General features: G+C 67.7%; 22 protein-coding genes and 6 pseudogenes. 18 read left to right on the top strand and 10 right to left on the bottom strand.

The genetic code is table 11. The annotated features are described in order from the left end of the window. Positions 1 to 13: 13 nt before the first annotated feature. From ACFQE0_RS17135 to ACFQE0_RS17120, 4 genes and pseudogenes are all read right to left on the bottom strand, one after another. A pseudogene (locus ACFQE0_RS17135) lies at positions 14 to 822 on the bottom strand (ABC transporter permease). A 4-nt stretch (positions 823 to 826) separates the two neighbouring features. Next, complete coding sequence (locus tag ACFQE0_RS17130) at positions 827 to 1798, bottom strand: ABC transporter substrate-binding protein (protein WP_378975534.1); 972 nt, start codon at positions 1796 to 1798, stop codon at positions 827 to 829. A gap of 184 nt (positions 1799 to 1982) precedes the next feature. After that, positions 1983 to 3884, bottom strand: a complete 1902-nt coding sequence (locus tag ACFQE0_RS17125; RefSeq protein WP_378971785.1) for an ABCB family ABC transporter ATP-binding protein/permease — start codon at positions 3882 to 3884, stop codon at positions 1983 to 1985. A 92-nt stretch (positions 3885 to 3976) separates the two neighbouring features. Then, positions 3977 to 5413 carry a LysM peptidoglycan-binding domain-containing protein gene (locus tag ACFQE0_RS17120; RefSeq protein ID WP_378971782.1) on the bottom strand — a complete coding sequence of 479 codons (1437 nt, stop codon included), beginning with the start codon at positions 5411 to 5413 and terminating at the stop codon, positions 3977 to 3979. Positions 5414 to 5656: 243 nt separating this feature from the next. Here ACFQE0_RS17120 and ACFQE0_RS17115 point away from each other — a divergent pair. Beyond that, positions 5657 to 6254 (top strand): annotated as a pseudogene (locus ACFQE0_RS17115) (LOG family protein). Positions 6255 to 6392: 138 nt separating this feature from the next. On the opposite strand, the pseudogene ACFQE0_RS17110 reads toward ACFQE0_RS17115, so the two are convergent. From ACFQE0_RS17110 to ACFQE0_RS17100, 3 genes and pseudogenes are all read right to left on the bottom strand, one after another. Beyond that, positions 6393 to 7639: pseudogene (locus tag ACFQE0_RS17110) on the bottom strand (ABC transporter substrate-binding protein). Between the two features lie 189 nt (positions 7640 to 7828). Beyond that, on the bottom strand, positions 7829 to 8806 hold the full coding sequence (locus ACFQE0_RS17105) for a nickel/cobalt transporter (protein ID WP_378971780.1): 978 nt from the start codon (positions 8804 to 8806) through the stop codon (positions 7829 to 7831). Continuing rightward, entirely contained in the window at positions 8797 to 9459 is a 663-nt protein-coding gene (locus tag ACFQE0_RS17100; RefSeq protein ID WP_378971778.1) for a DUF1007 family protein, read from the bottom strand. Before ACFQE0_RS17100 ends, ACFQE0_RS17105 begins: the two co-directional genes overlap by 10 nt. Before the next feature lie 262 nt (positions 9460 to 9721). Between ACFQE0_RS17100 and ACFQE0_RS17095 the strand changes: the two genes are divergently transcribed. The 10 genes and pseudogenes from ACFQE0_RS17095 (at position 9722) to ACFQE0_RS17050 (ending at position 18967) form a co-directional block, all read left to right on the top strand. Further along, positions 9722 to 10639, top strand: coding sequence for a branched-chain amino acid ABC transporter permease (locus tag ACFQE0_RS17095; RefSeq protein WP_378971775.1), 918 nt, complete (start codon positions 9722 to 9724; stop codon positions 10637 to 10639). Further along, entirely contained in the window at positions 10639 to 12048 is a 1410-nt protein-coding gene (gene livM, locus ACFQE0_RS17090; protein ID WP_378971773.1) for a high-affinity branched-chain amino acid ABC transporter permease LivM, read from the top strand. Before ACFQE0_RS17095 ends, livM begins: the two co-directional genes overlap by 1 nt. Then, complete coding sequence (locus ACFQE0_RS17085; protein ID WP_378971772.1) at positions 12048 to 12908, top strand: ABC transporter ATP-binding protein; 861 nt, start codon at positions 12048 to 12050, stop codon at positions 12906 to 12908. The genes livM and ACFQE0_RS17085 overlap by 1 nt, the downstream gene beginning before the upstream one ends. A 55-nt stretch (positions 12909 to 12963) precedes the next feature. Continuing rightward, positions 12964 to 13690 (top strand): annotated as a pseudogene (locus ACFQE0_RS17080) (ABC transporter ATP-binding protein); the annotation flags it as partial. A gap of 24 nt (positions 13691 to 13714) precedes the next feature. Then, positions 13715 to 14062 carry a DUF6867 family protein gene (locus tag ACFQE0_RS17075; RefSeq protein WP_378975532.1) on the top strand — a complete coding sequence of 116 codons (348 nt, stop codon included), beginning with the start codon at positions 13715 to 13717 and terminating at the stop codon, positions 14060 to 14062. Positions 14063 to 14126: 64 nt separating this feature from the next. Beyond that, entirely contained in the window at positions 14127 to 15248 is a 1122-nt protein-coding gene (locus ACFQE0_RS17070) for a branched-chain amino acid ABC transporter substrate-binding protein (protein WP_378971769.1), read from the top strand. A 374-nt stretch (positions 15249 to 15622) separates the two neighbouring features. After that, positions 15623 to 16546, top strand: a complete 924-nt coding sequence (locus ACFQE0_RS17065; RefSeq protein ID WP_378971767.1) for an amino acid ABC transporter substrate-binding protein — start codon at positions 15623 to 15625, stop codon at positions 16544 to 16546. Positions 16547 to 16620: 74 nt separating this feature from the next. Beyond that, entirely contained in the window at positions 16621 to 17343 is a 723-nt protein-coding gene (locus ACFQE0_RS17060; protein ID WP_378971765.1) for an amino acid ABC transporter permease, read from the top strand. A gap of 55 nt (positions 17344 to 17398) precedes the next feature. Beyond that, positions 17399 to 18091 carry an amino acid ABC transporter permease gene (locus tag ACFQE0_RS17055; protein WP_378971763.1) on the top strand — a complete coding sequence of 231 codons (693 nt, stop codon included), beginning with the start codon at positions 17399 to 17401 and terminating at the stop codon, positions 18089 to 18091. 148 nt (positions 18092 to 18239) lie between these two features. Then, positions 18240 to 18967: pseudogene (locus tag ACFQE0_RS17050) on the top strand (amino acid ABC transporter ATP-binding protein). A gap of 108 nt (positions 18968 to 19075) precedes the next feature. On the opposite strand, the gene ACFQE0_RS17045 reads toward ACFQE0_RS17050, so the two are convergent. After that, complete coding sequence (locus tag ACFQE0_RS17045) at positions 19076 to 20098, bottom strand: gamma carbonic anhydrase family protein (RefSeq protein WP_378971760.1); 1023 nt, start codon at positions 20096 to 20098, stop codon at positions 19076 to 19078. A 112-nt stretch (positions 20099 to 20210) separates the two neighbouring features. Between ACFQE0_RS17045 and ACFQE0_RS17040 the strand changes: the two genes are divergently transcribed. Beyond that, positions 20211 to 20684, top strand: a complete 474-nt coding sequence (locus tag ACFQE0_RS17040) for a molybdenum cofactor biosynthesis protein MoaE (RefSeq protein WP_378971758.1) — start codon at positions 20211 to 20213, stop codon at positions 20682 to 20684. A 10-nt stretch (positions 20685 to 20694) separates the two neighbouring features. On the opposite strand, the gene ACFQE0_RS17035 is transcribed toward ACFQE0_RS17040, so the two are convergent. After that, entirely contained in the window at positions 20695 to 20838 is a 144-nt protein-coding gene (locus ACFQE0_RS17035) for a hypothetical protein (protein WP_378971756.1), read from the bottom strand. A 122-nt stretch (positions 20839 to 20960) separates the two neighbouring features. On the opposite strand from ACFQE0_RS17035, the pseudogene ACFQE0_RS17030 reads away from it, so the two are divergent. After that, a pseudogene (locus ACFQE0_RS17030) lies at positions 20961 to 22108 on the top strand (AI-2E family transporter). A gap of 14 nt (positions 22109 to 22122) precedes the next feature. Here the strand turns inward: ACFQE0_RS17030 and ACFQE0_RS17025 are convergent. After that, complete coding sequence (locus ACFQE0_RS17025; protein ID WP_378971753.1) at positions 22123 to 23352, bottom strand: amidase; 1230 nt, start codon at positions 23350 to 23352, stop codon at positions 22123 to 22125. A gap of 129 nt (positions 23353 to 23481) precedes the next feature. Here ACFQE0_RS17025 and ACFQE0_RS17020 point away from each other — a divergent pair, with 129 nt between their 5' ends. The 5 genes from ACFQE0_RS17020 to ACFQE0_RS17000 all read left to right on the top strand — a co-directional run bounded on the left by ACFQE0_RS17020 (position 23482) and on the right by ACFQE0_RS17000 (position 26861). After that, positions 23482 to 24492 (top strand): extensin-like domain-containing protein, encoded by a 1011-nt coding sequence (locus tag ACFQE0_RS17020; RefSeq protein WP_378975530.1) that lies wholly within the window; start codon positions 23482 to 23484, stop codon positions 24490 to 24492. Positions 24493 to 24520: 28 nt separating this feature from the next. Continuing rightward, positions 24521 to 24652, top strand: coding sequence for a hypothetical protein (locus ACFQE0_RS17015; protein ID WP_378971751.1), 132 nt, complete (start codon positions 24521 to 24523; stop codon positions 24650 to 24652). A 133-nt stretch (positions 24653 to 24785) separates the two neighbouring features. Then, positions 24786 to 25250, top strand: a complete 465-nt coding sequence (locus ACFQE0_RS17010; protein ID WP_378971749.1) for a hypothetical protein — start codon at positions 24786 to 24788, stop codon at positions 25248 to 25250. Positions 25251 to 25264: 14 nt separating this feature from the next. Further along, on the top strand, positions 25265 to 25936 hold the full coding sequence (locus ACFQE0_RS17005; protein WP_378971747.1) for a ribonuclease T2 family protein: 672 nt from the start codon (positions 25265 to 25267) through the stop codon (positions 25934 to 25936). Between the two features lie 70 nt (positions 25937 to 26006). Continuing rightward, positions 26007 to 26861 carry a 23S rRNA (adenine(2030)-N(6))-methyltransferase RlmJ gene (locus tag ACFQE0_RS17000; RefSeq protein WP_378971744.1) on the top strand — a complete coding sequence of 285 codons (855 nt, stop codon included), beginning with the start codon at positions 26007 to 26009 and terminating at the stop codon, positions 26859 to 26861. Positions 26862 to 26950: the final 89 nt, after the last annotated feature.

Below are 26950 nucleotides of genomic sequence, written 5' to 3'. Positions count from 1 at the left end.
TTCCGCGTCATGCTCAGCGTTCCAGGCCGCGATGCCAACGCAGCAGGTGATCGTTCAAACGGCTCATGGCGCCGTCGATGATGAGTCCGAGGATACCGATCGTCAGCATGCCGCCGATGATCTTGTCGGACCACATGTATTCCCGCGCCTCGAGAATGCGGTAGCCGAGCCCGTCGGACACCGCGATCATCTCGGCGACGATCACGACGATGAAGGCCGTGCCGATGCCGATCCGCATCCCGGCCAGCACGAAGGGGCTGGCGGCGGGCAGGATCACCCGGCGGAACATCGTCCAGCGCCCGGCCCCGAGGTTGCGGGCGGCGCGGATGTAAATCGAATCCACCTGCCGCACGCCCGCGATGGTGTTCACCAGAACGGGGAAGAAGGTGCCGAGCGCGATCAGGAACAGCGCGGGCGGGTTGCCGAGGCCGAACCAGACGATGGCGAGCGGGATGTAGGCGATGGGGGGATCGGCCGCAGAACCTGCAGGAGCGGGTTGAACAGGCCGTAGAGCTTGTCGCTCGTGCCGAGCAGCAAGCCGATCGGCACAGCGAGACCCGCGCCGATGGCGAAGCCCGCGAGCACCCGGCCCAGCGACGAGACCGCGTCATGCGGCATCTCGCCGGAGAGAAGCCACGACCAGTAGCTTCCCTCCTGCGGGTTATACGGCAGGGCGGGCTGGAGACCGGCCCACCATTTCGCGGCCACCGCCGAAGGCGGGGGCAGCACCACGGGAGAGACGACCCCGGTGCGGCTCATGACCTCCCACAGGAGGAGCAGGGCCACCGGAACCAGGGCACCGCGCAATCGATAGAGCGCCATCGGGTCAGTTGACCTTCAGATTCGCCTTGGCCTTCTCGAGCAAGTCGAGCTTGACCCACTCGGCATCGGATTTCGGCGGGTTCTGCATCTTACCCAGACCGTACTTCACCATGTAATCGGCCGTGGTCTGCATGTGCCCGGCGGGCATCACGTAGGTGTAGCTGGCGTTGGCCATACCATCGCGGAAATCCTGGCTCGACAGCTGGCCCTTGAACACCTGTTCGCGCACATACTTCTCGGCGAGAGCCGGATCGTCGATGAACGCCTTGGTCGCGGCCACGAAGAGGTTCAGCACCTTCTGCGCCACTTCCGGCCGCTCATTGTACATCTTTTCGGTCATGACGAGCGGACGCACCGGCTTGCCGATGGGCGTGTCGTAGGGCTTCACCAACTCGACACCCCAGCCAGCGCTGATCGCCTGCGTGGATTGGGGCTCGGACTGGCAGATCACGTCGACGTATTTCTGCGCGAGCGCTTGGTTCAGGTCGGCGTAGTTGTTGAAGTAGGTAAGTTGCACGTCCTTGCCCGGCCGCTCGGACCACGTCATCCCGTGCTTGTCGAGCTCGGCGAGCAGCATCAGGTCCTGCGTGCCGCCTCGGACGGTGGCGACCTTCAGGCCCTTGAGGTCGGCGGCGGTCTTGGCCGGCAGGTCCGGCCGCTTGAGGATGCGCACCCCACCATCGGCGAATCCCGCCACCACGAGGAGCTTCACGCCGTTGCCGCGAGCGGCCACCGCGCCGTCGCCGCCCGAGGCCGCGATGTCGATCTGGTCGACCGCCATGGCGGGGTAGATGTCGGCGCCCTTGGCGAATTGGCGCTCATCGATCTTGAGGCCGTATTTCGGGGCAATCTCCTTCATGTAGGAGATGGCGCCGTAATGGGCGAACTTGAGATTGCCGAGACGTACGACGTCTTCCGCGCGGGCCGGAACGGCGAGCACGACGGCGGCGAGGCAACCCGCCAGTAGATGTTTGATCACGACACTCTCCCCGAGGACACAACGTCGTCCGACCGGCCTTCTTCGTGGGCCGTGTGCTTTCAGGGGTATAGCGCTTCGCCGCCCGAGTTAATCCCGGCACAGGGCGTTTTTGGTAACGCCTGAGGAAAACCTTCTCCTCAGGGCGCCGCCCATGCGGCTCGACGCGCCGTCATGGTGCCTCTCATTCCGCCGCCACGGGCTTCTCCTGCGGGAGGGTCGGCGCGTCCGCCTCGCGCGCCAGCACCTCGCGTGCCGCGTCCGCCTCGCGCTGGCGGGCCCAAAGGGCGGCGTAGATCCCGCCCCTGTCGAGGAGTTCCGTATGCGTGCCGCGCTCGGCCACGACACCCTTGTCGAGGACGAGGATCGCGTCGGCGTTGACGACGGTCGAGAGGCGGTGGGCGATGACCAGCGTCGTGCGGCCCTGCGCCACCCGGTCGAGGGCATCCTGAATCTCGGCCTCGGTGAAGGAATCGAGCGCCGAGGTCGCCTCGTCGAGCACAAGGATCGGCGGGCCCTTGAGAATGGTCCGCGCGATGGCGACGCGCTGCTTCTCGCCACCGGAGAGTTTGAGGCCGCGCTCGCCCACGGGAGTGTCGTAGCCCTCGGGCAGCCCGGAGACGAAGCGGTCGATCTGCGCCAGCCGCGCGGCCTCGCGCATCTCCTCGTCGGTCGCGTCCGGACGTCCGTAGCGGACGTTGTAGCCGATCGTGTCGTTGAACAGCACGGTGTCCTGCGGGACCATCCCGATCGCGGCGCGCAAGGATTCCTGCGTGACCATCCCGATATCCTGCCCGTCGATGGCGATCCGTCCGGATTGCGGCTCGTAGAACCGGAACAGCAGCCGCGAGAGGGTCGACTTGCCCGCCCCCGAGGGACCGACGATGGCCACCGTCTGGCCGGGCTGCACCTCGAAGGAGACCCCCCGCAAGATCGGCCGCTCAGGCGTGTAGGCGAACCGCACGTCCTCGAACCGCACCGTGCCGCCCGAGACGGCGAGCGGTTTCGCGCCCGGCCGGTCGGCGATCTCGGGATTCTGCCCGAGGATGCGGAACATGTCGTCGATGTCGATGAGCGCCTGTTTGATCTCCCGGTAGATCATGCCCATGAAGTTGAGGGGCATGGCGAGCTGAACCAGCATGGTGTTGGCCAGCACGAACCCGCCGATCGTGGTGCGCCCGGCCAGGATGTCCCGCGCGGCGAGCCACATCACCACCGTCATGCCTGCGGTGAAGATTGCCGCCTGACCCGCGTTAAGCACCGCGAGCGACACGTAGGTCTGCGTCGAGGCTTTCTCGTACTTCGCCATGGATTGGTCATAGCGGGCGGTCTCGCGAGCCTCCGCGCCGAAGTATTTCACGGTCTCGTAGTTCAGAAGCGAGTCGACGGCCTTGGTGTTGGCGTCGGTGTCGGACGCGTTCATCCGGCGGCGGATCGCGATCCGATACTCGGTCGCCTTATAGGTGAAGCCGAGATAGGCCGCGACCGTGAGGAAGGCGGCCAGGGAATAGAGCCAGTCGAACTCGTAGGCGAGGATGCCGAGGACGAGGACGAACTCGACGATGGTCGGCACCAGGGTCAGCACCATCAGGCGCGACAATTCCTCGATGCCGGAGCGGCCCCGCTCCAGCACGCGGGTCAGGCCGCCGGTCTTGCGTTCCAGGTGGAAACGCAGGGACAGGGCATGCATGTGCTTGAAGGTGAGCAGGGCGAGGCGGCGCACCGCATGCATCGCGACCTTGGCGAACAGCCCATCGCGGACCTGCGTCAGCAGCGCCATCGCCACCCGCGACACGCCGTAGAGGCCGATCAGGAGCATCGGCGCGGCGAGCAGGCCCGTTGGCACGCCCTTCTCCTGCCCGCCCACGGCCGCGACGAGGGCGTCGGTCGCCCATTTGAAGGTGAACGGCGTCACCATCGTCGCGAGCTTCGCGAGGAGGATCAGCCCGAAGGCGAGGAAGGCGCGCCGCTGAAGATCCGGCCGCCCATGCGGCCAGAGATGGGGCCAGAGGCGCCGGTAGGTGGCGAGCAGGCCGGGACGCGCGGTCGGCGTCGTCCCGGCAGGGGGCGCTGGTGTGTCAGACATGAGAGGGGTTCTGGGGCGGGATTACGGCGCATATAGGCACGTGCTGCCGCCGCGGCATCCCGGACCCGTGCGGGGTGGGTATGCGGCTGCCCCTACCCCCTCCGGTCGTTCGGCAGCACGAAGATCTGCCCTGGATAGATCAGGTCGGGATCGCGGATCTGCGCTTGGTTGGCGTCGTAGATCACCGTGTAGCGCTCGCCGCGCCCGTAGATCCGCTTGCTGATCTGCCAGAGGTTGTCGCCGCGCGTGATCCGGGCGGTGGCGATGCCCGGAACGAAGACCGAGCCCGCATCCATGGCCATGTCGGGGCCCGGGACGCGCCCGGCTCCCTCGGACGGAGGCCTGTCGGCCGGGCTCCGAGGACGCGTGACCGCCATGGCGTCCGAGGGCGGCGACCCGATATCCGCCCGGCCCGGCTCGGGCTTAGCCGGGGCAGGCTTGGCTGCATCGGGCTTGCTCGTGTCGGACTTCGCGTGATCCGCCCTGCCCGCTGTATTCTGCGACGCCTCGGCCACCTCCTGCGGCATGGCGAAGGGCACCTCGGCGCGGCGAAGCACGCGATTGGTCTTCGGATCGATCTCATCGATCCGCACCTGATACCGGCCCGTCGCCACGCCGCTGCCGATGGTAAAGGTCACGCGGCCATCAGCGCCGATCCGGGCCGGCGCGATGAGCGTGTCGTTGAGGTAGAGCCGCACGTCGGTGCCCGGCTTGCCTACGCCCGTGACGAACAGGCGCCCGCCGGGCTCGGAATCGACGCTGACGATCCGCACGGGCGCGTCGGGTTTGCCCGGTGCGGCTTGCTCGGCGGACTTCTTCTCCGCGCCATCCGCATCGCCGGGTTTGGCTGCCGCGACGGGCGGCGTCGCGGGGGCGCCTGGCTGCGAGAGCACGACGGTCGGCGCGTCGGGGGCCGTGAGGGCGACGAGGGGGCGAGCGTTGCCCTCCGGCGAGACAGAGACGGCGACGGTCTGGGACGAGCGCGCCTCCTGCCCGTCGGAGGTCTTCGAGCGGAGCGTGATCTCGCTCGAGCCCTTCGGCAGGGCGGGCGGGACGATGGCGAATTGGCCGTTCGGATCGGCCAGGGCGCGGGCGACGGGCTTCCCGTCCACCAGCATCTCCACGACCGTGTTGGGCTTGCCCCGCCCCGCCACCACGGCATCGCCGTTCGGCTCGACGCGGACGATGTCGAAACGCGGCGAATCCGCCTCGGCCGTCTTGTCCTTCGGCGTGGCCGTCTCGGAAGGAGTCGCGGGGGCCGCCGATGCCGGGGGCTCTCCGCTGGGCTTCGTGCCCGGCGCGGGCGGCTTCCCAGCCTCGGGGGCGTTCTTCTCGGCGGGTGCCGGGAGGGCACCCGGCTTCGTGCCGAGATTGGCCTCCGGCGAGATGGCGGGCACCTTGCTCTGAGAAGCCGTCTCGTCCTGCCGCACGAGGCCGCCGAGCCAGTGCACGCCCAGCACGATACCGAAGCCCCCGATGAGGCCCGCGAGTGCCGGGACGATGCCGCGCCGTAATCGACCCGTCGCCACCTTGAACGCCTCCCCCGGAACCCCGAACGAGGGGCTTCAACGCGATTTGCGCGGACCTCCTCGTGGAAACCCGTCGACTGTCAGGGCTATAATAACGTACACCGGCTCTGCACCAAGCCGCCCCGTCCTGAAGAACGGTGAATCCTGCGGGCATTCAGCACTTTGCTGCGCTTCGACTGGATTCAGAACGCAAGAATCATGAATGCGGGGGCGGCCCCCAAAACGCGTGAAGGAGGCCGCCGGATGGCCCTGGTGAGGACGGTCTGTGTCTATTGCGGTTCCGGTTTCGGCACGAACCCGGCCTTCGGAGAGGCGGCGCAGCAACTCGGCACCGCACTCGCCCAGGCCGGGATGTCCCTGGTCTATGGCGGCGGCGATGTCGGGCTGATGGGCACCGTCGCCCGCGCGGTCCTCGACCAGGGCGGACACGTCACCGGCATCATCCCGGACTTCCTCCAGGCCCGCGAGAACATGCTCGAAGCGGTCAACGAGACGATCGTCGTGCCGGACATGCACACCCGCAAGCGCCTGATGTTCGAGCGCTCGGACGCCTTCGTCACCCTCCCCGGCGGGATCGGAACGCTAGAGGAACTGGTCGAGCAGCTCGACTTGGGCGCAGCTCGGGCGGCACAAGAAACCCGTGGTGCTGGTCTCGGTGGACGATTTCTGGGCGCCGCTGCTCGGCCTGTTCGACCATATGCGAGGCCACGGCTTCATCCGCGACGGGCTCGATCTCAGCTATCTTGTGGCCAAGGACGCGGCCGGGGTCGTGCCCCTGCTCCAGGCGGCCGGGCATGAGCCGGACGACCGCGCGGAAGAGCTCGTGACCAAGCGGATGTAACGCCGCTTGGCTTCACACTGGCTTAAGGAGCCGGTGAGCGCGGGCGGCTTATAACCTCTTCAGCCGAGCCGATCTCGGCGTGGCGTATACTGGCCAGACCGGCTCGAAGGCTCAAGAAACAAGCGATGGAGGGCAACTTCACCGACTGGATCTGAGCGGAAGACCCTTTCCCGCGGTCACCAACGGGCAGCCACCTTCACTCATCGGGCGGAAGGCCTGCTCGGGGGGATCGTCTCGATCGGCTTGTAGAGGTCCCAGTCGCCCGTCGATTCGGCGGGCGACTTCACCTCGACCAGATACATCGGGTGGAGCTTGCGTCCATCCGGGCGGATCGTCCCCTGTCCGAAGAGCGGGTCGTCGGTGGGGATCTGCTTCATCGTCGCGACGACGGCGGCCCCGTCCTTGGCCGAGCCCAAGGCCTCCACCGCCTTCAGGTAATGCAGCGTGCTCGCATAGACGCCCGCTTGGTACGAGGTCGGCTTCCGGCCCGGCATCCTGCGTTCGAAGCGGGCGGCGAAGGCGCGGCTGGCCTCGTCCCTGTTCCAGTAGAACGACGTGGTGAGGAACAGGCCCTCTGCGATGTCGAGCCCCATGGCGTGGATGTCGATGTCGGACACGAGCAGGGCGGCGAAAAGCGGCCCGCCCCGGCGAAGGCCGAATTCATGCGCCTGCTTGATGGCGTTGCTGGCGTCCTGCCCCGCATTGGCGAGCCCGATGATCTTCGCGCCCGAGGCCTGCGCCTGGAGCAGGAAAGAGGAGAAATCCGGGTTGGGAAAAGGCGTGCGCACGCTGCCGACGATGCGTCCCCCGCCCCGCTCGATGACCACTCTCGCATCCCGCTCCAGGGCGAGGCCGAGTGCGTAATCGGCAGTGATGAAATACCATGTCTCGCCGCCGCGCTTTAGCAGCGCCAAGGCGGTGCCGTTGGCTTGGGCCGCCGAGTCGTAGGTCCAGTGCACGGTATTCGGCGTACAGGCCGGTCCGGTGAGGTCGGCGGTGCCGGCTCCGGAATTCACGAACGCCTTGTTCTTGTCGCGCGCGATCTGCGCCACGGCGAGCGCCACCGAGGAGGTTGGTACGTCGAAGATCGCATCCACCCCATCCCGGTCGAACCACTGCCGGGCGATGGCTGCCCCGACATCGGCCTTGTTCAGGTGGTCGGCGGCGATGATGTCGACGGTGAGCCCGTGCCGTTCCGGCCCATAATCCTCGACCGCCATCCGCGCGGCGACGACCGAGCCTTCGCCGGTCGATTCGCTGTAGGAGCCGGAACGGTCTGTCAGGACGCCGATCTTCACCGGGACAGGCTCGGCGGCGCTGCGTGGCGCGGCCCCGAGCACGCCGAGGAGCGCGAGCGCCCCCGCAGCGATGTGTCGGACCAGCATCATCCTCTCCCAAACACACCCTGACGGTGCAAGTCTGGGTGGCTTAGGGCATTTTCCGTCGGCGCGGATACAGACTTTACAAGAAACGAGGCAGTTAAACTACGGGATAAGAGGCCATCTGTTACAAAGTATGCAGAAGACGCTCAATTTGCCTGCGAAATGAGCAGGATCGACGCCAAAGCCTGCGCTTTACGATAGGCCCGCCAGCATCGTCGCACCGAGAACCAGCACGAAGGCTGCTGCCACCAGTTCGAGGCCACCGACCGCGAGCGCGCCCCCTTGGCCTCGCCCCCCGGCGATGGCGAGGGCGGTACGTTTGGCAAAGACGGCGAGGGCGGCCAGGGCGGTGGTGGTGATCGCGGTTCCGACCGACATCGCCAGCACGGCGAGGATGCCCGCCCAGGCGACACCCTGCGACAGGGCGAAGACCAGCACCAGCACCGCGCCCGCGCAGGGGCGCGAGCCCGCCGCCAGCACGATACCCGCCCGCTCGCGCCAGGATCGTGCTTCCCCGGCCGTGCGCGCATCGGGGCCGTGCGTGCAGTTCGGCCCGCAGGACGCCGCCCCCTCGGCCAATTGTCCCGCCTTACGCCATGTCAGGGCGAGCCCGGCTGCTGCCACGAGGGCGAAGCTTGCCGTCTCGATGACTGTACCCGCGCGGGTCATGGTGGCCGCGGTCGCGTTGAGGATGAGGCTTCCGACCCCGACCAGGGCCATCGCGACGAGGGATTGCAGCAGGGCGGCGCAGGCGCTGAGAGCGCAGCCCTGCCGGAAGGCGCGCTCGCCCGCCAGGATGTAGCCCGCGATCACTGCCTTGCCGTGGCCGGGACCGGCGGCGTGGAACACGCCGTAGGCGAAGGCGAGGCCGACGAGGGGCGTCCAGTCGCCTCCGCCCTTGAGGGCCGAGACGGCGGTATTCATGGCGCGGGAGAAGCTTGCCTGAAGCGAGAGGATAAGGCCCCCGAGGCCGGTGGCGGAGGGTGCCGCCTCACGGAAGCCGATGCCGAAGGGCGAGCGCGGCGGCGGCGCGGCGATGCCGGGTGCGACGAGCCATGCCAGCAGCGCCACGAGCAGCCCCGCGACGAGGATCGCCCCACCCATCAGCGCGAGGCGCCGGGGCAGGCGCGAGGCCGGGGCGGCGGGCGTGAGGCCGAGCCCTACGGACATGCCACGATGACCCGGTTGGCGAATTGCTCGCCGTAATTCGACGCGGCGGTGAGCGCCTCGAAGAAGGCCTCGCTCATGCCGGTCTTTGCATCGGCGACCTTCGCCCCGTCGCCCTTGGGCCGCGTGACCGAGGCGGTGCAGCCCTGCGGCGCGCCCGAGAGGGTCACGGCATCCCCCGCATCGGCGAAGGAGAAGGAGACGAAATAGGTCGGATCATAGACCTCCAGCGCGGCCACGCCCCGGCCCGGCGCCGCCGGACTCTTGAGCGGCAGAAGGAAGCTCAGCGTGAGGGCGTTGCCCTCCATTCGCATCCCGGGCTCTTTCGGCTCGGTGAAAGCCTGTTCCTTGCCCGCCACCTTGAGCTTGGTGAAGTAGCCGAACTCGGCAAGGTTCTCGGTGTTGGTCGCCGCCAGGGAGGCAAGCTCGTCCGGAGTGAGCTTCCCGTCTTTGTTGGCGTCGAGCCCCTGCGTCACGAAAGCCGAGTATTCCGGGTCGAACGACCAGGAATGGCGCACGCCCGTCACCTTCCCGTCGGCGTAAACGACCTGGGCCTTCGCGGTGACCCAGACGTGGGGATGGGCCTGCGCGGCGGTGCCCGAGCCGAGTAGAACTCCGGCTAGGACGAGGCTGCGGAACGGGGCGGCGGTCGGCATGGGCGGCACGCTCGCGGATCTCTGGTTGAGCAAGGGATGGTCCGCCCTTCCTCGCTCTCCCGTGGGGCGAAAGCGAGGCGCAAATCATGCTCGCAATTCGTCTGAGAATTGGGCTGCAAAGCACCGTTTTTGTTCATTTAGCGCCGCCGGGACCCGGTGGCGCAAAGCCCACGCTTGCGCTACGAGATTCCCGGACGCAGCGCGTGCTTCCTCGCCGAACCGGTCTCCCGTGCCGGTGGGGAGCGCTCCGACGGACGGATGTATGGACGTTTTCCTCCAGCAGCTCATCAACGGCCTGACGCTCGGCTCGATCTACGGGTTGATCGCCATTGGTTACACGATGGTCTTCGGCATCATCGGCATGGTGAACTTCGCCCATGGCGACGTCTTCATGGTCTCCTGTTTCATCGCGCTGATCGTCTTCCTCCTGCTGACGACGTGGCTCGGCATCTCCTCCATCGCGCTGGCCTTCCTCGTGGTGCTGGTCGTGGCCATGGCGCTGACCGCACTCTGGGGCTGGGCGATCGAGCGGGTCGCTTACCGCCCGCTGCGCGGGTCTTTCCGCCTCGCGCCGCTGATCTCGGCCATCGGCGTCTCGATCTTCCTGTCGAACTTCGTGCAGGTGGTGCAGGGTGCCCGCAACAAGTCGATGCCGCCGGTCCTGTCGGGGGGCATCACGGTGCTGGAGCGGGACGGGTACACGGTGTTCCTGTCCTACAAGCAATGCCTCATCATGGCGGTGACGGCGGTGCTGCTGACGGGCTTCTGGTACCTCGTGCAGCGCACGCCCTTCGGCCGTGCCCAACGGGCCTGCGAGCAGGACCGGAAGATGGCCGCTTTGCTCGGCATCGACGTGGACCGGACGATCTCGCTGACCTTCGTCCTCGGCGCCGCTCTCGCGGCGGTCGCGGGGGTGCTCTACGTCATGTATTACGGCGTGGTCTCGTTCTCGGACGGGTTCGTGCCCGGCGTGAAGGCCTTCACGGCGGCGGTGCTCGGCGGCATCGGCTCCCTACCCGGTGCAGTGCTCGGCGGCCTGATCATCGGCCTGATCGAGACTTTCTGGTCGGCTTATTTCTCGATCGAATACAAGGACGTGGCCGCCTTCTCGATCCTAGCGATCACGCTCATCTTCATGCCCTCGGGCATCCTCGGGCGGCCTGAGGTCGAGAAGGTCTGATGGCCCGCTCCGCCTCCGACGCCTCGACCGGCGCTCTACCCGATAGCGCAATAGGCGCGATCCTGCGTGATGCCGCGCTCTGCGCCCTGGTCGCCCTCGGCCTGTGCATCCCCCTCATCGCCTACCGGATGGATCCGGGGCCCGGCAGCGACCTCGTCCTGGTCCCCCGCTGGGGCTTGGTGGCGATCCTCTGCGCCCTGACCTTCTGCGTGCGCCTCGGCCAACGCCTGCTCCTGCTGCGGCGGGACGCGCGACGGGCCATGACTCCCTCCCCCGTCCAAGCCACCGAGGCCGTGGGGGCGGAGCCCGATGCCGGGCAGAAATTCTCGAAATTCGGCCTCACGGCCTTTGTGGCCGTCGCGGTCACCCTGCCGATCCTAGCGACCCTCGCGACGGGCGACCTCGGCGCGGCCCGTTACTGGATCGACCTCGGCATCCTCATCCTTACCTACGTGATGCTCGGCTGGGGCCTAAACATCGTGGTCGGCCTCGCCGGGCTCCTCGACCTCGGCTACGTCGCCTTCTACGCGGTCGGCGCCTATTCCTACGCCCTGCTCTCGACCACCTTCGGCCTGTCCTTCTGGATTTGCCTGCCGCTGGCGGGCCTGTTCGCGGGGTTGTGGGGGATGCTGCTGGGCTTCCCCGTCCTGCGTCTGCGGGGCGATTACCTCGCCATCGTGACCCTGGCCTTCGGCGAGATCATCCGCCTCGTCCTCATCAACTGGACGGACGTGACCGGTGGCGCGGCGGGCGTCTCCTCGATCCCCCGCGCGACCTTCTTCGGCATCCCCTTCTCGGCGGACGAGGACGGGTTCGCGGCGCGCTTCGGCCTCGAATACGATTCGATGCACCGGGTGGTGTTCCTCTACTACCTGATCCTCGTGCTCGCGCTGATCACCAACCTCGTGACGCTCCGCCTGCGCCGCCTGCCCATCGGCCGGGCCTGGGAAGCCCTGCGCGAGGACGAGATCGCCTGCCGGTCGCTCGGCATCGATACCACGGCGACGAAGCTCACGGCCTTCGCCCTCGGGGCGGCCTTCGGCGGCTTCGCCGGCTCGTTCTTCGCCGTGCGCCAGGGCTTCATCTCGCCGGAGAGCTTCACCTTCCTGGAGAGCGCGATCATCCTGGCGATCGTCGTGCTCGGCGGCATGGGTAGCCAGTTCGGCGTCGCCATCGCGGCGGTGGCGATGGTCGCGGGCCCCGAGATGCTGCGCAACCTCGGGGGGCTCAAGGCGGTGTTCGGTGAGGGGTTCGACCCCAACGAGTACCGGCTCCTTCTGTTCGGCCTCGCCATGGTGGCGATGATGGTCTGGCGCCCACGCGGGCTGATCTCGGTGCGAATGCCGTCGGTGACATTGGGTAAGAGGCGGGCGATCTCCGGCGCCCATGTGAGCGAGGGGCACGGCTGATGGCGGCCCCCGTCCTCAAGGTCGATCATCTGACCATGCGCTTCGGCGGCCTGACCGCCATCGGCGACCTGTCCTTCGAGGCTCGGCGGGGCGACATCACCGCGCTGATCGGCCCGAACGGCGCCGGCAAGACCACGGTCTTCAACTGCATCACCGGCTTCTACAAGCCGACCGAGGGGATGCTGACCCTCACCCACGACGACGGCAGCGAGCACCTGCTGGAGCGCCTGCCGAACCATGAGGTGAACCGGACGGCGCGGGTGGCGCGCACCTTTCAGAACATCCGCCTGTTCCCGGGCATGACGGTGCTGGAAAACCTGCTGGTGGCCCAACACAAGACCTTGATGCGGGCCTCCGGCTACACCGTGCTGGGGCTTCTCGGCTTCAAGGGCTTCCGTGATGCGCAGGCTGCGGCCATCGAGAAGGCCAAGGGCTGGCTCGCGCGGATCGACCTGACCGAACGGGCCGACGAGCCGGCGGGCAGCCTGCCCTACGGGGCGCAGCGCCGCCTCGAAATCGCGCGGGCGATGTGCACCGATCCGGTGCTGCTCTGCCTCGACGAGCCCGCCGCCGGTCTGAACCCACGCGAGTCCCTGGAACTGAACACGCTGCTTCGGCACATCCGCGACCACGAGGGCACGTCGGTCCTGCTGATCGAGCACGACATGTCTGTGGTCATGGAGATCTCCGACCACATCGTGGTGCTCGACTACGGCAAGAAGATCGCCGACGGCACGCCGGAGGAGATCCGCACCAATCCGAGCGTCATCGCCGCTTATCTCGGCGTCGAGGACGAGGAGGTCGAGGCGGTGGAGGCCGAGGTGGGCCTGTCCCTGCCGCACGAAGGACACCCGGCATGAGGGCGGACCGTTGAGCGTCGCCGGCATCAACGTGCTCGTGGACGAGACGCGGGCGATCCAGGCCGGGGGCAAGCCGCCGCTCCTCGCCGTGCGCGGGGTCTCGACATATTACGGCAGCGTCGCTGCCCTGAAGGGGTCGATCTCGATGTCGGCGAGGGCGAGATCGTCACGCTGATCGGTGCCAACGGCGCGGGCAAGTCGACCCTGATGATGACCGTGTTCGGCTCGCCCCAGGCGCGCTCCGGCACCATCACCTACGAGGGCCGGGATATCACCCGCGTGCCGACCCACGCCATCGCGCGGCTCGGGATCGCCCAGTCGCCGGAGGGCCGCCGGGTCTTCCCGCGCATGACCGTCTACGAGAACCTGCAGATGGGTGCCGCCCTCCATGACGGGCGGTTCTTCGCGGAGGATCTCGACAAGGTCGTTGCGCTGTTCCCCCGCGTCGGCGAGCGGCTGAACCAGCGTGCCGGCACCATGTCGGGGGTGAGCAGCAGATGCTCGCCATCGCCCGCGCCCTGATGAGCCGACCGAAGCTGCTGCTGCTGGACGAGCCGTCGCTCGGCCTCGCGCCCCTGGTGGTGAAGGGCATCTTCGATGCGATCCGCCGCCTCAACCGCGAGGATGGGATGACCATCTTCCTCGTGGAGCAGAACGCCTATCACGCCCTCAAGCTCGCCCATCGCGGCTACGTGCTGGTGAACGGGCGCATCACCATGAGCGGCACCGGACGCCAGTTGCTGGACGATCCGTCCGTGAAGGCGGCCTATCTCGAAGGCGGGCATGGTGCCCCGGCGGGGGCGACCATGCTTGACGGGCTGCTCTACGAGGAAGGTTCGGTCTGGCTGTTCGTCCTCGTCACGGTGGTGATGGGCGGCTGGGCGGCCTGGATGGCGGCCCGCGGCATCGCCAAGGGCTGGCGGCCGTATTGGCATTGCGTGCCGGCTTTGCTCCTCGTGGCGGCGGCGGTGCGTTTCATCCACTTCGCTCTGTTCGGCGGCACGCTGCTCTCGGCCCATTACTATCTGGTCGATGCGCTCGTCGTGCTGCTGATCGGCTCGGCGGGCTTTCGCGCGACGCGCACCCGTCAGATGACCAGCCAATACCGCTGGCTCTACGAGAAGACCTCACCGCTGACGTGGCGTCCGCGCTGAGTCCTTGAGCTTTCGGCATCTCGATCCACCCGGCCTTTCCGGGTGCAGACAGGGGAGTGTGGCGATGCGATCGATACTTCTGGCGGGCCTCGCGCTCGGCGTCCTGACCTCCGGTCCTGCCCTGGCGCAGGTGAAGATGGGCGTCGGCGCGCCGATCACCGGCAACAGCGCGGCCTTCGGCGCCCAGCTCAAGAACGGCACGGCCCAGGCGGTGGAGGACTTCAACAAGGCCGGTGGCATCAATGGCCAGAAGGTCGAGCTGAGCGTCGGCGACGACGCCTCCGATCCGAAGCAGGGCGTGTCGGTCGCCAATAAGTTCGCCTCGGACAAGGTGAAGTTCGTGGTCGGCCACTTCAACTCGGGCGTCTCGATCCCGGCCTCGGACGTCTACGCCGATGCCGGCGTCGTCGCGATCAGCCCCGGCTCGACCAACGTGAAGTACACCGAGCGCGGCCTGTGGAACACGTTCCGGGATTGCGGCCGTGACGACCAGCAGGGCCAGGTCGCGGGCGATTACCTAGCCGACAAGTACAAGGGCAAGAAGGTCGCCTTCGTCCATGACAAGACCCCCTATGGCAAGGGGCTGGCCGACGAGACCCTGAAGGCATTTAAGGCCAAGGGCGGCAAGGAAGCCCTCATGGAGGGTATCAACCCCGGCGAGAAGGACTACTCGGCCCTCGTCTCCAAGCTGAAGCAGAGTGGCATCGATATCGTCTATTTCGGCGGCTACTATACCGAGGCCGGGCTGATACTGCGCCAGATGCGCGACCAGGGCCTGAAGGCGCCGATGATGGGCGGCGACGGCATGGTCGACCGCGAGCTCGTGGCGATTGCGGGCCCGGCCGCCGAGGGCACGCTCACTACCTTCCCGCCGGATGCGCGCAAGAAGCCCGCCGCCAAGGACGTGGTCGCCGCCTTCAAGGCGAAGGGCATCGATCCGGAGGGCTACACCCTCTACGCCTACGCCGCCGCGCAGATCTACAAGCAGGCCATCGAGGGCGCGAAGTCCACTGATGGGAAGAAGGTTGCCGCCTACATGCACGAGGGCAAGCCGTTCCAGACGGTGATCGGCCCTATCTCCTTCGACAAGAAGGGCGACATCACCAAGCCCGACTACGTCATCTACGAGTGGAAGAAGGGCGCTGACGGCCAGATCGGCTATGCCGGCAACGAATTGACCCAGTAAGCATCCGGCAAGAACACAGAAGCCGTCCCGCATTCAGCGGGGCGGTTTTTGCATTGCGAAAGAGCCGAATTCGTCAGTCAGGACCTGTGGGCTCAGCGTGCTGCCCCGATGCGCGCGCCCGAAAATCATGCAACATGCCCCAGCACGGGCGCTCGGCCCGGCTCCGACTGCTCGGAGAGGCGGTGATCGTGGCGTTCGGCGGATCGACTGGGGTCTGTGACCGGAATTCGGCCCGTCAGGTCTCGGACAGCGAAAATTCCTACGCCGTCCTGCCTCTTCGGCATCAACGTTGCAAAGGCCCCGCCCATGCGGTCGGGCCTGCACCCGACACCGCCTGCCGACATCGCTCGGCCAGACCCAGGAGTTCCGTACCGATGCAGTTCGTTCTCGCTCGCCGTGGCTTTGCCGCGGCGCTCGGCCTCACCCTCGCCGCCGCCCCCCTGACCGCGGGCGCCGAGGACCTGACCGGCACGCTCAAGAAGGTGAAGGATACCGGTGCCATCACCATCGGCTACCGCGATTCCTCCGTGCCGTTCTCCTATCTCGGCGGCGACGAGAAGCCGGTCGGCTACGCCATGGACATCTGCTACAAGATCGCCGACGCCGTGAAGGCCAAGCTCGGCCTGCCGAAACTCGACGTGAAGTTGAATCCGGTCACCTCCGCCACCCGCATCCCGCTGATGGCCAACGGCACGATCGACCTCGAATGCGGGTCGACCACAAACAATGCCGACCGTCAGAAGCAGGTGGGCTTCACCAACAGCCACTTCCTCACCGCGACGCGCTTCGTCTCGAAAAAGTCGAACAACCTGCACACGATCGAGGACCTGAAGGGCAAGACCGTCGTCTCGACCTCGGGCACCACGAACATCCGGCAGATCAACGAGGCCAACACCGAGAAGAAGCTCGGCCTCACCATCCTGCCCGCCAAGGACCACGCCGAGGCGTTCCTGATGGTCGAGACCGGCCGCGCCGTCGCCTTCGTGATGGACGACGTGCTCCTCGCCTCGCTCGTCGCCTCGTCCAAGGATCCGGGCGCCTACGAGATCTCGAAGGAAGCCCTTTCGAAGCCTGAGCCCTACGGCATCATGGTCCGCAAGGACGACGCGCCGTTCAAGGCCGTCGCTGACGAGGCCACCGCCAAGCTCTACACGAGCCCCGAGGGCAAGGCGCTCTACGACAAGTGGTTCACGCAGCCGATCCCGCCGCGCAACATCAATCTCAACCTCCCGATGAGCGATGAGATGAAGAAGCAGTTCACGAAGCCGATCGATAGCGCCGATCCGGCTTCCTACTGATTTCCAAGTGATGAAGTGTCCCGCGGCTCGACCCGCGGGACACGACGAGAAACGGCAACGGGGCCGGGCTGCCAATGAACTACAATTGGAACTGGAGCATCTTCTTCGACCAGTCCCCGGAGGGGACCGGTACCTATGCGGACATGCTCCTGTCCGGCCTGTACTGGACGATCGTGACCGCCCTCTGCGCCTGGGTGATCGCCTTCTTCCTCGGCTCGCTCATCGGCGTGCTGCGCACCCTGCCGAACAAGACAGCGAACGCCATCGGCACGACCTACGTCGAGATCTTCCGTAACGTGCCGCTGCTGGTCCAGATGTTCCTCTGGTACTTCGTGCTGCCGGAGGTACTGCCGAAGGGCCTCGGCGATTCGATCAAGCAGATGCCCGACGCGCCGTTCTACACGGCAGTGGTGTGCCTGGGCTTCTTCACCGCCTCGCGCGTGGCCGAGCAGGTCCGTGCGGGCATCCAGGCCCTGCCGCGCGGCCAGCGGATGGCGGGGACGGCCATGGGCTTCACCACCGGGCAGACCTACCGCTACGTGCTGCTGCCGAACGCCTACCGCATCATTCTGCCGCCGCTGACCTCCGAGTTCCTGAACAACCTCAAGAACACGTCGGTCGCCCTCACCATCGGCCTGCTCGAACTGACCGGCCGGGCGCGCTCCATGCAGGAATTCTCGTTCCAGGTGTTCGAGGCGTTCACCGCCGCGACGATCCTCTACGTGGCCATCAACCTCGTCGTCGTCGTCTGCGCGGGCCTTCTCGAGCGCGCCGTCGCCATCCCCGGGCAGCGCTGACCGCCCGCCCCCGCTGCAACCTGCCGCCCCCGGCGGCGATCGTGCGCAGGCCGAGATGCTTTCGAACTTCGATTTCTCCGTCGTCCTGACCTCCCTCCCCTACCTGTTCGGGACGGGCATGGTCTTCACCCTGTCGCTCACCGCCATGGCGGCGGCGGGGGGCGTGGTGCTCGGCACCCTCCTCGCGATGGCGCGGCTGTCGGGCATCCCCGGCCTCTGGCATGTCGCCAAGGGCTACGTGGAACTGTGCCGGTCCCTGCCCCTCGTGCTGGTGATCTTCTGGTTCTACTTCCTCGTTCCGTATATCGGCGCCTACGTGGTCGGCTCGAAGACGCCGATCCAGGTCGGCGCCTTCCCCTCGGCGCTCATCACCTTCACAGCGTTCGAGGCGGCCTATTTCGCCGAGATCATGCGTGCGGGCATCCAGTCGATCCCCAAGGGGCAGACTGCGGCGGCGCAGGCGCTCGGCATGAATTACTGGCAGACCATGAGCAATGTGGTCCTGCCGCAGGCCTTCCGCAACATGCTGCCCCTGTTGCTGACCCAGACCATCGTGCTCTTCCAAGACACGTCGCTGGTCTACGTGCTGTCGCTCACGGATTTCATGGGCGCGGCCTCGAAGGTCGCCCAGCGCGACGGGCGTCTCGTGGAGATGTATATCTTCGCCGCGCTCGTTTATTTTGCGATCTGCTTCACAGCTTCCTTCCTCGTGCGCCGCCTGCAGCGTCGCGTCGCCATCATCCGCTGATCAGGGGATTTCCACCATGACCTCCTCCCCGATGCCGGCCCCGAACGCCTCGCAGCCTGCCGTCGACGCCGACCACGCCCCCAAGGATGCCGGCCTCCAGCCGGGCTCCCTCGTCTCCGGCCAGCCGAAAGCCGCGCTGGGCGAGACGATGATCGCCATCGACAATATCAGCAAATGGTACGGTGAGTTCCGGGTGCTGACCGATTGCACCACCAAGGTCGCCAAGGGCGAGGTCGTGGTGGTGTGCGGCCCTTCGGGCTCGGGCAAGTCGACGCTCATCAAGTGCGTCAACGCGCTGGAGCCCTTCCAGAAGGGTCAGATCACGGTGGCGGGCACCAAGGTGCTCGACAAGTCGACCAACCTGCCGAAGCTTCGCTCGCGGGTCGGCATGGTGTTCCAGCACTTCGAGCTGTTCCCGCACCTGACCATCACCGACAACCTCACCATCGCCCAGCGCAAGGTGCTGGGCCGTGGGGCGGACGACGCCAAGAAGCGCGGTCTCGACCTGCTCGCCCGCGTCGGCCTCGGCGCCCACGCCCACAAGTTCCCCGGCCAGCCTCCGGCGGCCAGCAGCAGCGCGTGGCCATCGCCCGCGCGCTGGCCATGAACCCGGTCGTGATGCTGTTCGATGAGCCGACCTCAGCCCTCGACCCCGAGATGGTCGGCGAGGTGCTGGACGTAATGGTCGAACTCGCCAAGGAAGGCATGACCATGATGGTCGTGACCCACGAGATGGGCTTCGCCCGCAAGGTCGCCGACCGGGTGATCTTCATGGACCGGGGCGAGATCGTCGAGGACGCCACGAAGGACGATTTCTTCGGCAGCCCTCGTTCCGAGCGCGCACAGACCTTCCTATCCAAGATCCTGCAGCACTGACGCCTTCGTCGTCCTTACGAACGCGGTAAAGCAATCCAGGGGCAGGCCGCTTTCGAGCGTGGCCTGTCCCTGGATCGCTTCGCTTTGGGGGAAGAACGAGGTTGTTCGTCAGCCCGCAAGCTGCTCCTGCGCCTGGCGATAGTCCCGGCCGTGCTGGCAATAGCTCTCGACGATGCGCAGCATCATTGTTCGGCGGTCGGCATCGAGGGGTGAGAGGATCCGGGCGGGGCGTCCACCCCAGAGGTAGCCGGATTCGAGGATCTGGCCCGGATCGGTGGTCGCTCCCGCGGCGAGCATCACGTCATCGGCGATCAGCGTGCCCGGTGCCACCACCGCGCCGATCCCGATGAGGGAGCGCGCGCCGATCCGGCAATCGGCGATGCGGACATTGTGTGCGATGGTCGTGTCACGCCCGATCACGACGCCCTCGCCCCGGCTGCGGATCACCGTGTTGTCCTGGATGTTGGTGTCGGCGCCGACCACGATGGGGCCCGCTTCCGCCTCCAGGGCACAGCAGAACAGCACGCTTGCCCCTGCGCCGAGGCCGACGCGTCCCCGCAGGCGCGCGGTGCGGGCCACGAACACATCCGGGTCGATATCCTGCGGCGGGTCGGAATCGGGGCCGATCCCTTCGGCGCTGCGCTCACGGATGCGCTCGGCCCGTTCGGCCACCTCGCCGAGTTCGATGGGACGCACCGGTCGCGCCGGGCTGCCGGCATAAGCGAAGCCGCCCGCGAGTTCGGCGCGCGGGAACACTGTGGCGCCCGCCTCGATCACCGCGCCGTCGCCGACGCTCGCTCCGTCCAGGATCACCACGTCGTCCTCGACCACCACGTCCGAGCCGAGGGTGCAGGCGTGGATCACGCTGTTGCGTCCCACGGTCACCCGGTCGCCGCAGATCGTGCCCTGGTCGAAGGTCGCGATATGCACCGTCGAGCGGTGGCCGAGCCAGAAGCGGTCGCCCAGCACCACCGGCTGGCCATCCGCGCGGATCACCGCCGCATCGCCGAGCCAGGCTTGCGCGCCGATCCGCGCCGAGCCGATCACCGTGCTGTCGCGCCCGCACCAGACAGGACGGCTGGCGAAGACGGGGGTCTCGCCCCCGAAAGGCAGCGTCATCTCTGGATTCATCGATGCCTCATGCCTCCTGCGGATCCCGGTTCGGCCCGGCTGCCCTCCGTGCCATATAGGGCGCTGCACAACCAGTCAGGCGCCCCGTCAAGAGACCGCCATGGAGTATCCGATGTCCGCCGCGACGGTCTCGATCCAATCCGAGCCCTTCGACCTTGCCCAGGAGGTCGCTCGCCTCGAAGCCGGGCTCGCGGGCCGGGCGGGGGCCGTCGTGACCTTTTCCGGCCTGTGCCGTGACGAGGCCGGACGCCTCGCCGCCCTCGAACTGGAGCATTATCCCGGCATGGCCGAGGCCGAGATCGGCCGGGTGGTCGAGGACGCCTTCGCCCGCTGGCCGCTTCTCGCAGCGCGGGTCATCCATCGGCACGGGCTCGTCCGGCCCGGTGACGGGATCGTTCTCGTGGTGACGGCCTCCGGCCACCGGATCGCAGCCTTCGAGGCGGCGAGCTTCCTGATGGATTACCTGAAGACCCGGGCGCCGTTCTGGAAGCGCGAGCACCTCGCCGACGGCACGACCGGAAGCTGGGTCGAGGCCACCGCCGCCGACGATGCGGCAGCGGATCGCTGGAAGACGGCGAGGGCCTGAGGGCGAAGCCTCAGACGATCGCGTTCAGCAGTACCGAGATGGCTCCCCCCGCCACGGCTAGGCCGAGGAGGATGACGCTGCTGAGTTGATCGCGCTTGTCGATGTTGTCGCCGGGGGCGAGGTGGTTGAACCGGGTGCTTCCGTAATTGTCCATGGACGACATCTCCTCACTCTCGATCGTGCGGTCACAACGCGCATCTCGCGAATTGGTCGCCGGGGGTTGACCGGGCGGCCGGGGCAGCGTTCGACGGGCACCTCAGGTCGGCAAGGAGCCCCATGACCGAATCGAAGCTCGACGCCCTCAAGGGTCCGGTCGGACCATGGCGGGGCGCGGCGCCGCTCGCCGGCTCCGGCATCGCCGTGGTCTGTTTCACGGCTGCCCTCGCCCTCGCCTGGATGTCGGCGGGAACGCTGCTCCTGATCTTCGCGGGCATGCTCCTCGGCGTGTTCCTCGACGGTCTGACGCGGGCGCTGGCCTATGTCCTGCCGCTGCCGCGTAGCCTGCGCCTGACCCTGGCGAGCCTCACCGTCGCGCTCTTCGCCCTGGGATTCGCCAGTTACGGCGGCGCGACCATCGCTCAGCAGGGTCGCGAACTCGGCGGCACCATCAAGACCCAGGCGGACTCGGTGAATAGCTGGCTCGCCGATCATGGAATCGACGTGCCGCTCCTCGGTTCGACGTCGAAGGAGGATGGTCGCTCCGGGCGAGAGCCCGGCCAGCAGGAGGGGGCCTCGGCGGCCTCGCCTCCGGCCTGCTCAAGAGTTCGAGTTCGGTGCTGTCGAGTGCGGGGAGCGTGCTCGGTCCAGCGACGGCGGTGGTGCTCGGTCTGATGGATGCGGTCGGCAACCTGCTGGTGATCGTCTTCCTCGGTGTCGCCTTCGCGGCCGACCCGGCGAGCTACCGCGACGGGGTGCTCCGCTTCATCCCGCCCCGTAAGCGCTCCCGCGCATCGAAGGTGCTCGATGGGGCGGGCGAGACCCTGCGCCACTGGCTGTTCGGCCAGTTGCTGACCATGACGGCGATCTTCCTGTTTACCTGGGCCGGGCTCGCCTTCCTCGGTATCGGCGGAGCTCTGATCCTCGGCCTCCAGGCGGGGTTGTTGGCCTTCGTGCCGACGGTGGGGCCGCTGGTGGCGGGCGTCGTCATCCTGCTCGCCGCTCTCGCCTCGGGGCTGAAGGCGCTGCTGGGCGCGCTCGGCGTCTACCTCGCCGTGCAATGTCTGGAGAGCTACGGGCTGACGCCCTTCATCCAGAAGCGCGCCCTCGACATCCCCCCGGCGACGATTTTCGCCGGGCAGTTGATCCTCGGCGTGATCTTCGGCCTCTGGGGCATCGCGCTGGCCCTGCCGATGCTCGCGGTGATCAAGGTGCTGCTGGAGCAGCTCTATGTCGAGGATACGCTCGGCGAGCACGCGGCCTCTTGATGTCGCGGGGGGCGCTACCCTCGTAAGGCCCCCTCGATCAGCCGCGCCACCGCGAGGGCTTGACCGTCACCGCCGAACCGGCCGACGACCTGCACGCCCACCGGCAGGCCGTCGCCGGGCACGGGGACGTTCACGCAGGGCACGCCCATCAAGGTCCAGAGCCGGTTGAAGCGTGGATTGCCCGTGGAGACGAGCGTCGCTGGGGCCGGGCCCGGCGCCGAGAAGGTCAGGATCGCATCGAACCCGCCGAACAGGTCCTTCAAGACCCGCCGGGCGCGGTGAGCATGGCGGCGAGCATCGTCGTAGGTCGCCGGTGCGACGGCATCCCCGGCTTCGAGGTTGCGGCGCACCTCGGGCGGCAGCGCGTCCCGGTGGTGGGTGACCTCGAAGCCCAGGGCCTGCCGCGCCTCGAAATCCTGGAGGGCGCCGTGGCGCTCCCAGGCGGTGACGAGTTCCTGAGGCAGGGACAGATCGAAGACCTGAGCGCCAGCCTTCTCGGCGGCGGCCCGCGCGGTCGCCAGAGCAGCATCGGCGGCGGCCTCCGGCGCCCCGGCGAAATCCTGTCTCACCACCGCGATGCGCGGGGACGAGGTCTCCTCCCCCTCGATGCCGTCCCGCCCGGTGATGGCGGCGAGCGCGTAGGCGAGATCCGGCACGCTGGCCGCGAACAGGCCGACCGTGTCGAGCGCCCAGGACCACGTCTTCACCCCGACCGTAGGGATCAGCCGGAAGGACGGCTTGATCGCCGCGCAGCCGCAGAAGCTCGCCGGGCGGATCACCGAGCCCGCCGTCTGGGTGCCCAGAGCCAGAGGCAGCATTCCCGCGCCGACCGCCGCTGCCGAGCCTGCGGAGGAGCCACCCGGCGTATGTCCGGGATCGTGCGGATTGCGCGTCGTGGTGGGATCTGAGCTGGCGAAGGCAGTGGTGGTGGTCTTGGCGAGCGCCACGGCACCGCGCTCCTTGAGCCGCGAAACGATGGCCGCGTCGGCCCTCGGTTGCCAGCCCTCGTAGATCGCGGCGCCCATCTGGGTCGGCAGGGTCGCGGTGTCGATGATGTCCTTGATGCCGACCGCGATGCCCGCGAGCGGCCCGTCCTGCGGGATCACGGGATTCTGATCGATGGCCACGAAGGCCCCGATGGCGGGATCGCGGTTCGCGATCGCCTCCCGGCAAAGGTCGATGGCGCCGGCCGGGGTCAGCGTTCCGGCGGCGATGCGGGCACGGAGATCGAGGAGCGATAGCATTCCTTATCTGGTCGACCGGAGCGGGGGGCTGTCAACAGCCTGGGTTGCGAAAGGCCCGTGTCACACCGGTCCCCGAAGCGAAAACGCGCTTGACGAAGCGTTTACGGGATCGTGCGCAACGTCCCGATCATGCGGCGTAGCGTTCTCGCGTTCTCAGGCCTTGCCCTGTTCGGGGCGGCCCTCACGGCCTGCTCGGTCAACCGGTTCGAGCGGCGCGATCCCTGGCGCGATCAGGCCGAGCAGGTCTGCCTCGCCAAGAAGCTCGTGACGCAGACCGAGTTCATCACCCCCGCCGCCGCCATCGATGGCCCCGGCCCCTGCGGCATGCAGCAGCCCTTCCGGGTGACGCGGCTCGGGAACGGCTCCGTGCTGCTGAAGCAGCGCATGACCCTCGGCTGCCCGGCACTCGCCGAGGCCGAAGCGTGGCTTGCAGATACGATCCAACCCGCCGCCGAACTCTATTTCGGCGTGCCCGTGGCCGAGATCAACGCGGGCTCCTATTCCTGCCGTGGGCGCAACAACCAGCCCGGCGCCAAGCTTTCCGAACATGGCTTCGGCAACGCCGTCGACATCATGTCGTTCAAGCTCGCGGATGGGCACGTCATCACTGTGAAGGGCGGATGGCGGGGCACCGAGGCCGAGCAGAACTTCCTGCGGGAAGTCTTCCTGGGCGCCTGCCAGCGCTTCACGACCGTGCTGGCCCCGGGCTCGAACGTGTTCCACTACGATCATATCCACGTGGATCTGGCCCGGCACGATCCGCGCGGCCTGCGCCGAATCTGCCAGCCGTTGATCAAGTTCACGCCGCAGCTTGGTGGCGATGGGCCGCGCCCGCTTTCGAAGCCCGTGCCGCCGCCGCGCCAGCCCGCGCCGCCGCAGGCGCCGGTGGATATCGAGGAGGACGATCCCTACGGTGTCTCGCCGATGTCGCGCGCTCATAGCGCGACGCAGGTGGCTCGTGCGCCCGTGCGCGCCCCGGCCCAGGCGCCTTCGGCCTACACCTCGGTGCAGGCCCGCCCGGCCTTCGCTCCGCGCCCCGCGCCCCGGGTCGCTGCCGTGCCCGAGGAGCCTGCTGGGGACGAGGGTGAGCCGCTGCAACTCGGCGCACCGCCCCCATCGGTGGATGGTCCGATCTACTGATCGACGGCGAGCGCCCTATACCGACTCTATGCGACGCTTACTGCTCAGCGGGTTCATCTCCGCGATCTTCATCGGCATCCTCGCGATCGGCTTTTGGTGGACCAAGGCGACGCCCGTCGTCCCGGCCACGCCGCCGGACACCGCCTCGACGCCGCGATAGGTTCAAGCCGCTCGTCTTTTCACCGTGGCCCGCGCGCCGCACCGGGCGGTCAAACCGTCTGGGCGGCCCGCTGGCGGCTTGACTGGCGGCGCGTCGCGGCCATCGTCTCGGCATGCTGGTTCGGACTCATGTCATGCGCTCCCATCTCGTCCGCCTCACCCTCGGAATCGCCGTCGGGCTGACCGCCTTCAGCGCTGCCGAGGCTCGCTCCGCCCGCGAGGATGTCGAGCCCGCCGAGGAGCGCGTGTTCCCCTACGACGCTCAGATCCCCGGCTGCCAGGATCCGGACGTGCTGGAGAAGGTGGCGACGAACTTCGCCGAGAAGGAAGCGAAGTACTGGAACTCGTCCATGACGATCGTGTCCTTCGACCGGATCGAGCGGACGGCGTGGCGCCCCTGGGGCCTCGACACGATTCCGCGCCGCTTCTGCACGGCCGTGGCCACCACCTCGGACGGCCTGCGCCGTAAGGTCGATTACTCGGTGCGCGAGAGCCTGGGCATCATCGGCGCCACCTGGGGCGTCGAGCTCTGCGTTCACGGGCTCGACCGCGACCTGTCCTATGCCTACTCGACCGCCTGCCGGATGGCGCGGCCCTGAGCGGACGCACGCCCATGCGTCACTGCGCGATCCGCACCGGCCTCGCCCTGTTGGCGTCGCTGTCTGCCGCCCTGCCCTCCACCGCGCAGGATTACGGCGGTTTCGGCCGCCGGGGATCGCCGGGCGATTTCGACTTCTACGTCCTCGCCTTGTCCTGGTCGCCGACCTATTGCGAGGGGGAAGGCGCCCGCCGTGACGAGCCGCAATGCGCTCCGGGGCGCGGCCTCGGCTTTGTCGTGCATGGACTCTGGCCGCAATATTCGCGCGGCTACCCGCAGAACTGCTCGGCTGTTCAGCGCCCCATCACCCAGCAGGCGATGGAGGTCGCGGGTCAGGTCTATCCGAGCGAGGGGCTAGCCCGGTACGAGTGGCGCAAGCACGGTACCTGCTCCGGCCTCGATCCGGCGGCCTATTTCTCGGCCGCCAAGCAGGCGCGGAGGGCCGTGACGATCCCCGACACGCTGAAGACCGGCGGACAGAGCCTCGCACCGATCGAGATTGCCCGGCGCTTCGTGGCCGCCAATGACGGTCTGCGGCCGGACATGATGGCCGTGTCCTGCGCCAGGGGGCAGCTCACCGAGGTGCGGATCTGCTTCTCGAAGGATCTGCGCGGCTTCACCGCCTGTCCCGATCTCGCCCGCAGCAATTGCCGCGCGCCGCAGATCACCCTCGATTCGGCGCGCTGACGAACATTCCGCCGAGAAAATGTGATCTCGGTGCTGGACCGGCGGCGCCGGATCCGCTTGACCGGTCCCCATGAATTACCGGCACGCCTTCCACGCGGGAAACCACGCCGATGTGCTCAAGCACCTCGTGCTCGCCCGCGTGCTCGCCCATCTCTGCCTCAAGGATAAACCCTTCCGGGCGCTCGACGCCTTCGCGGGTCTCGGCTTCTACGATCTGGAGGCGGACGAAGCCCGCCGCACGGGCGAGTGGCACGAGGGCTGGGGGCGGCTCGCCGAGCCCTTCCCCGAGCCGGTGGAGACGCTGCTCGCGCCCTATCGCGAGGCGGTGGCCGCGACCCGCGAGCGCCATGGTCCGGCGGCCTATCCCGGCTCCCCGGCCGTGATCCGCGAATTCCTGCGGCCGGGCGACAGGGGCGTATTCGTGGAACTGCACCCGCAGGACGCCGCCTTGCTCAAGGAACGGTACAACAGCGATTCGCGGACCAAGGTGCTGCACCTCGATGGTTGGACGGCGGTGAACGCGCAGATCCCGCCGCCCGAGCGGCGCGGCCTCGTACTCATCGATCCGCCCTACGAAATCCCCGGGGAGGTCGAGCGCTTGGGCGCCCATCTCCTGCGGGCGGTGGCCAAGTGGCCGACCGGGATCTTCCTCGCGTGGTATCCGGTGAAGGATGCCACCGCCATCGACCGGATGGCGGCCGAACTCGATGCCGGCCTTGCCCGCCCGGCACTCCGCCTCGACCTGCTCATCGAACGGCCCGACGATCCGACCCGCCTTTCCGGGAGCGGCCTCATCTTGGTGAACCCGCCCTGGCGACTCGCCGAGGAGGCGATGGTCTTCCTGCCGGCCCTGGCGGGGCGACTCGCCCAACGCGGCTATGGAGGCTTCCGCTGCGATCCACTTGGCTCTGTCGGTGCCGATTGAGTTCGTGGGCGTCTTACCAAAAGGTTGCAAGCATTCGTTTCATGCCGCGCAGATGTGGCGCGTATGTCACATGGTTTAATAGACCCGCA

The organism is Methylobacterium komagatae, assembly GCF_042661665.1.
In the GTDB taxonomy this organism is placed as follows: Bacteria; Pseudomonadota; Alphaproteobacteria; order Rhizobiales; family Beijerinckiaceae; genus Methylobacterium; species Methylobacterium komagatae.
The sequence above is the reverse complement of the archived record's forward strand: the minus strand, read 5'-3'. Positions and strand labels throughout refer to the sequence as shown.

What these genes read in the sequence shown, in the direction of transcription:
- ACFQE0_RS17125 (WP_378971785.1), bottom strand. Translation starts at nt 3,884, where the DNA reads ATGTCTGACACACCAGCGCCCCCTGCCGGGACGACGCCGACCGCGCGT.
- ACFQE0_RS17105 (WP_378971780.1), bottom strand. Translation starts at nt 8,806, where the DNA reads ATGTCCGTAGGGCTCGGCCTCACGCCCGCCGCCCCGGCCTCGCGCCTG.
- ACFQE0_RS17100 (WP_378971778.1), bottom strand. Translation starts at nt 9,459, where the DNA reads ATGCCGACCGCCGCCCCGTTCCGCAGCCTCGTCCTAGCCGGAGTTCTA.
- ACFQE0_RS17095 (WP_378971775.1), top strand. Translation starts at nt 9,722, where the DNA reads ATGGACGTTTTCCTCCAGCAGCTCATCAACGGCCTGACGCTCGGCTCG.
- livM (WP_378971773.1), top strand. Translation starts at nt 10,639, where the DNA reads ATGGCCCGCTCCGCCTCCGACGCCTCGACCGGCGCTCTACCCGATAGC.
- ACFQE0_RS17085 (WP_378971772.1), top strand. Translation starts at nt 12,048, where the DNA reads ATGGCGGCCCCCGTCCTCAAGGTCGATCATCTGACCATGCGCTTCGGC.
- ACFQE0_RS17075 (WP_378975532.1), top strand. Translation starts at nt 13,715, where the DNA reads ATGCTTGACGGGCTGCTCTACGAGGAAGGTTCGGTCTGGCTGTTCGTC.
- ACFQE0_RS17070 (WP_378971769.1), top strand. Translation starts at nt 14,127, where the DNA reads ATGCGATCGATACTTCTGGCGGGCCTCGCGCTCGGCGTCCTGACCTCC.
- ACFQE0_RS17065 (WP_378971767.1), top strand. Translation starts at nt 15,623, where the DNA reads ATGCAGTTCGTTCTCGCTCGCCGTGGCTTTGCCGCGGCGCTCGGCCTC.
- ACFQE0_RS17060 (WP_378971765.1), top strand. Translation starts at nt 16,621, where the DNA reads ATGAACTACAATTGGAACTGGAGCATCTTCTTCGACCAGTCCCCGGAG.
- ACFQE0_RS17055 (WP_378971763.1), top strand. Translation starts at nt 17,399, where the DNA reads ATGCTTTCGAACTTCGATTTCTCCGTCGTCCTGACCTCCCTCCCCTAC.
- ACFQE0_RS17045 (WP_378971760.1), bottom strand. Translation starts at nt 20,098, where the DNA reads ATGAATCCAGAGATGACGCTGCCTTTCGGGGGCGAGACCCCCGTCTTC.
- ACFQE0_RS17040 (WP_378971758.1), top strand. Translation starts at nt 20,211, where the DNA reads ATGTCCGCCGCGACGGTCTCGATCCAATCCGAGCCCTTCGACCTTGCC.
- ACFQE0_RS17035 (WP_378971756.1), bottom strand. Translation starts at nt 20,838, where the DNA reads ATGGACAATTACGGAAGCACCCGGTTCAACCACCTCGCCCCCGGCGAC.
- ACFQE0_RS17025 (WP_378971753.1), bottom strand. Translation starts at nt 23,352, where the DNA reads ATGCTATCGCTCCTCGATCTCCGTGCCCGCATCGCCGCCGGAACGCTG.
- ACFQE0_RS17020 (WP_378975530.1), top strand. Translation starts at nt 23,482, where the DNA reads ATGCGGCGTAGCGTTCTCGCGTTCTCAGGCCTTGCCCTGTTCGGGGCG.
- ACFQE0_RS17015 (WP_378971751.1), top strand. Translation starts at nt 24,521, where the DNA reads ATGCGACGCTTACTGCTCAGCGGGTTCATCTCCGCGATCTTCATCGGC.
- ACFQE0_RS17010 (WP_378971749.1), top strand. Translation starts at nt 24,786, where the DNA reads ATGCGCTCCCATCTCGTCCGCCTCACCCTCGGAATCGCCGTCGGGCTG.
- ACFQE0_RS17005 (WP_378971747.1), top strand. Translation starts at nt 25,265, where the DNA reads ATGCGTCACTGCGCGATCCGCACCGGCCTCGCCCTGTTGGCGTCGCTG.
- ACFQE0_RS17000 (WP_378971744.1), top strand. Translation starts at nt 26,007, where the DNA reads ATGAATTACCGGCACGCCTTCCACGCGGGAAACCACGCCGATGTGCTC.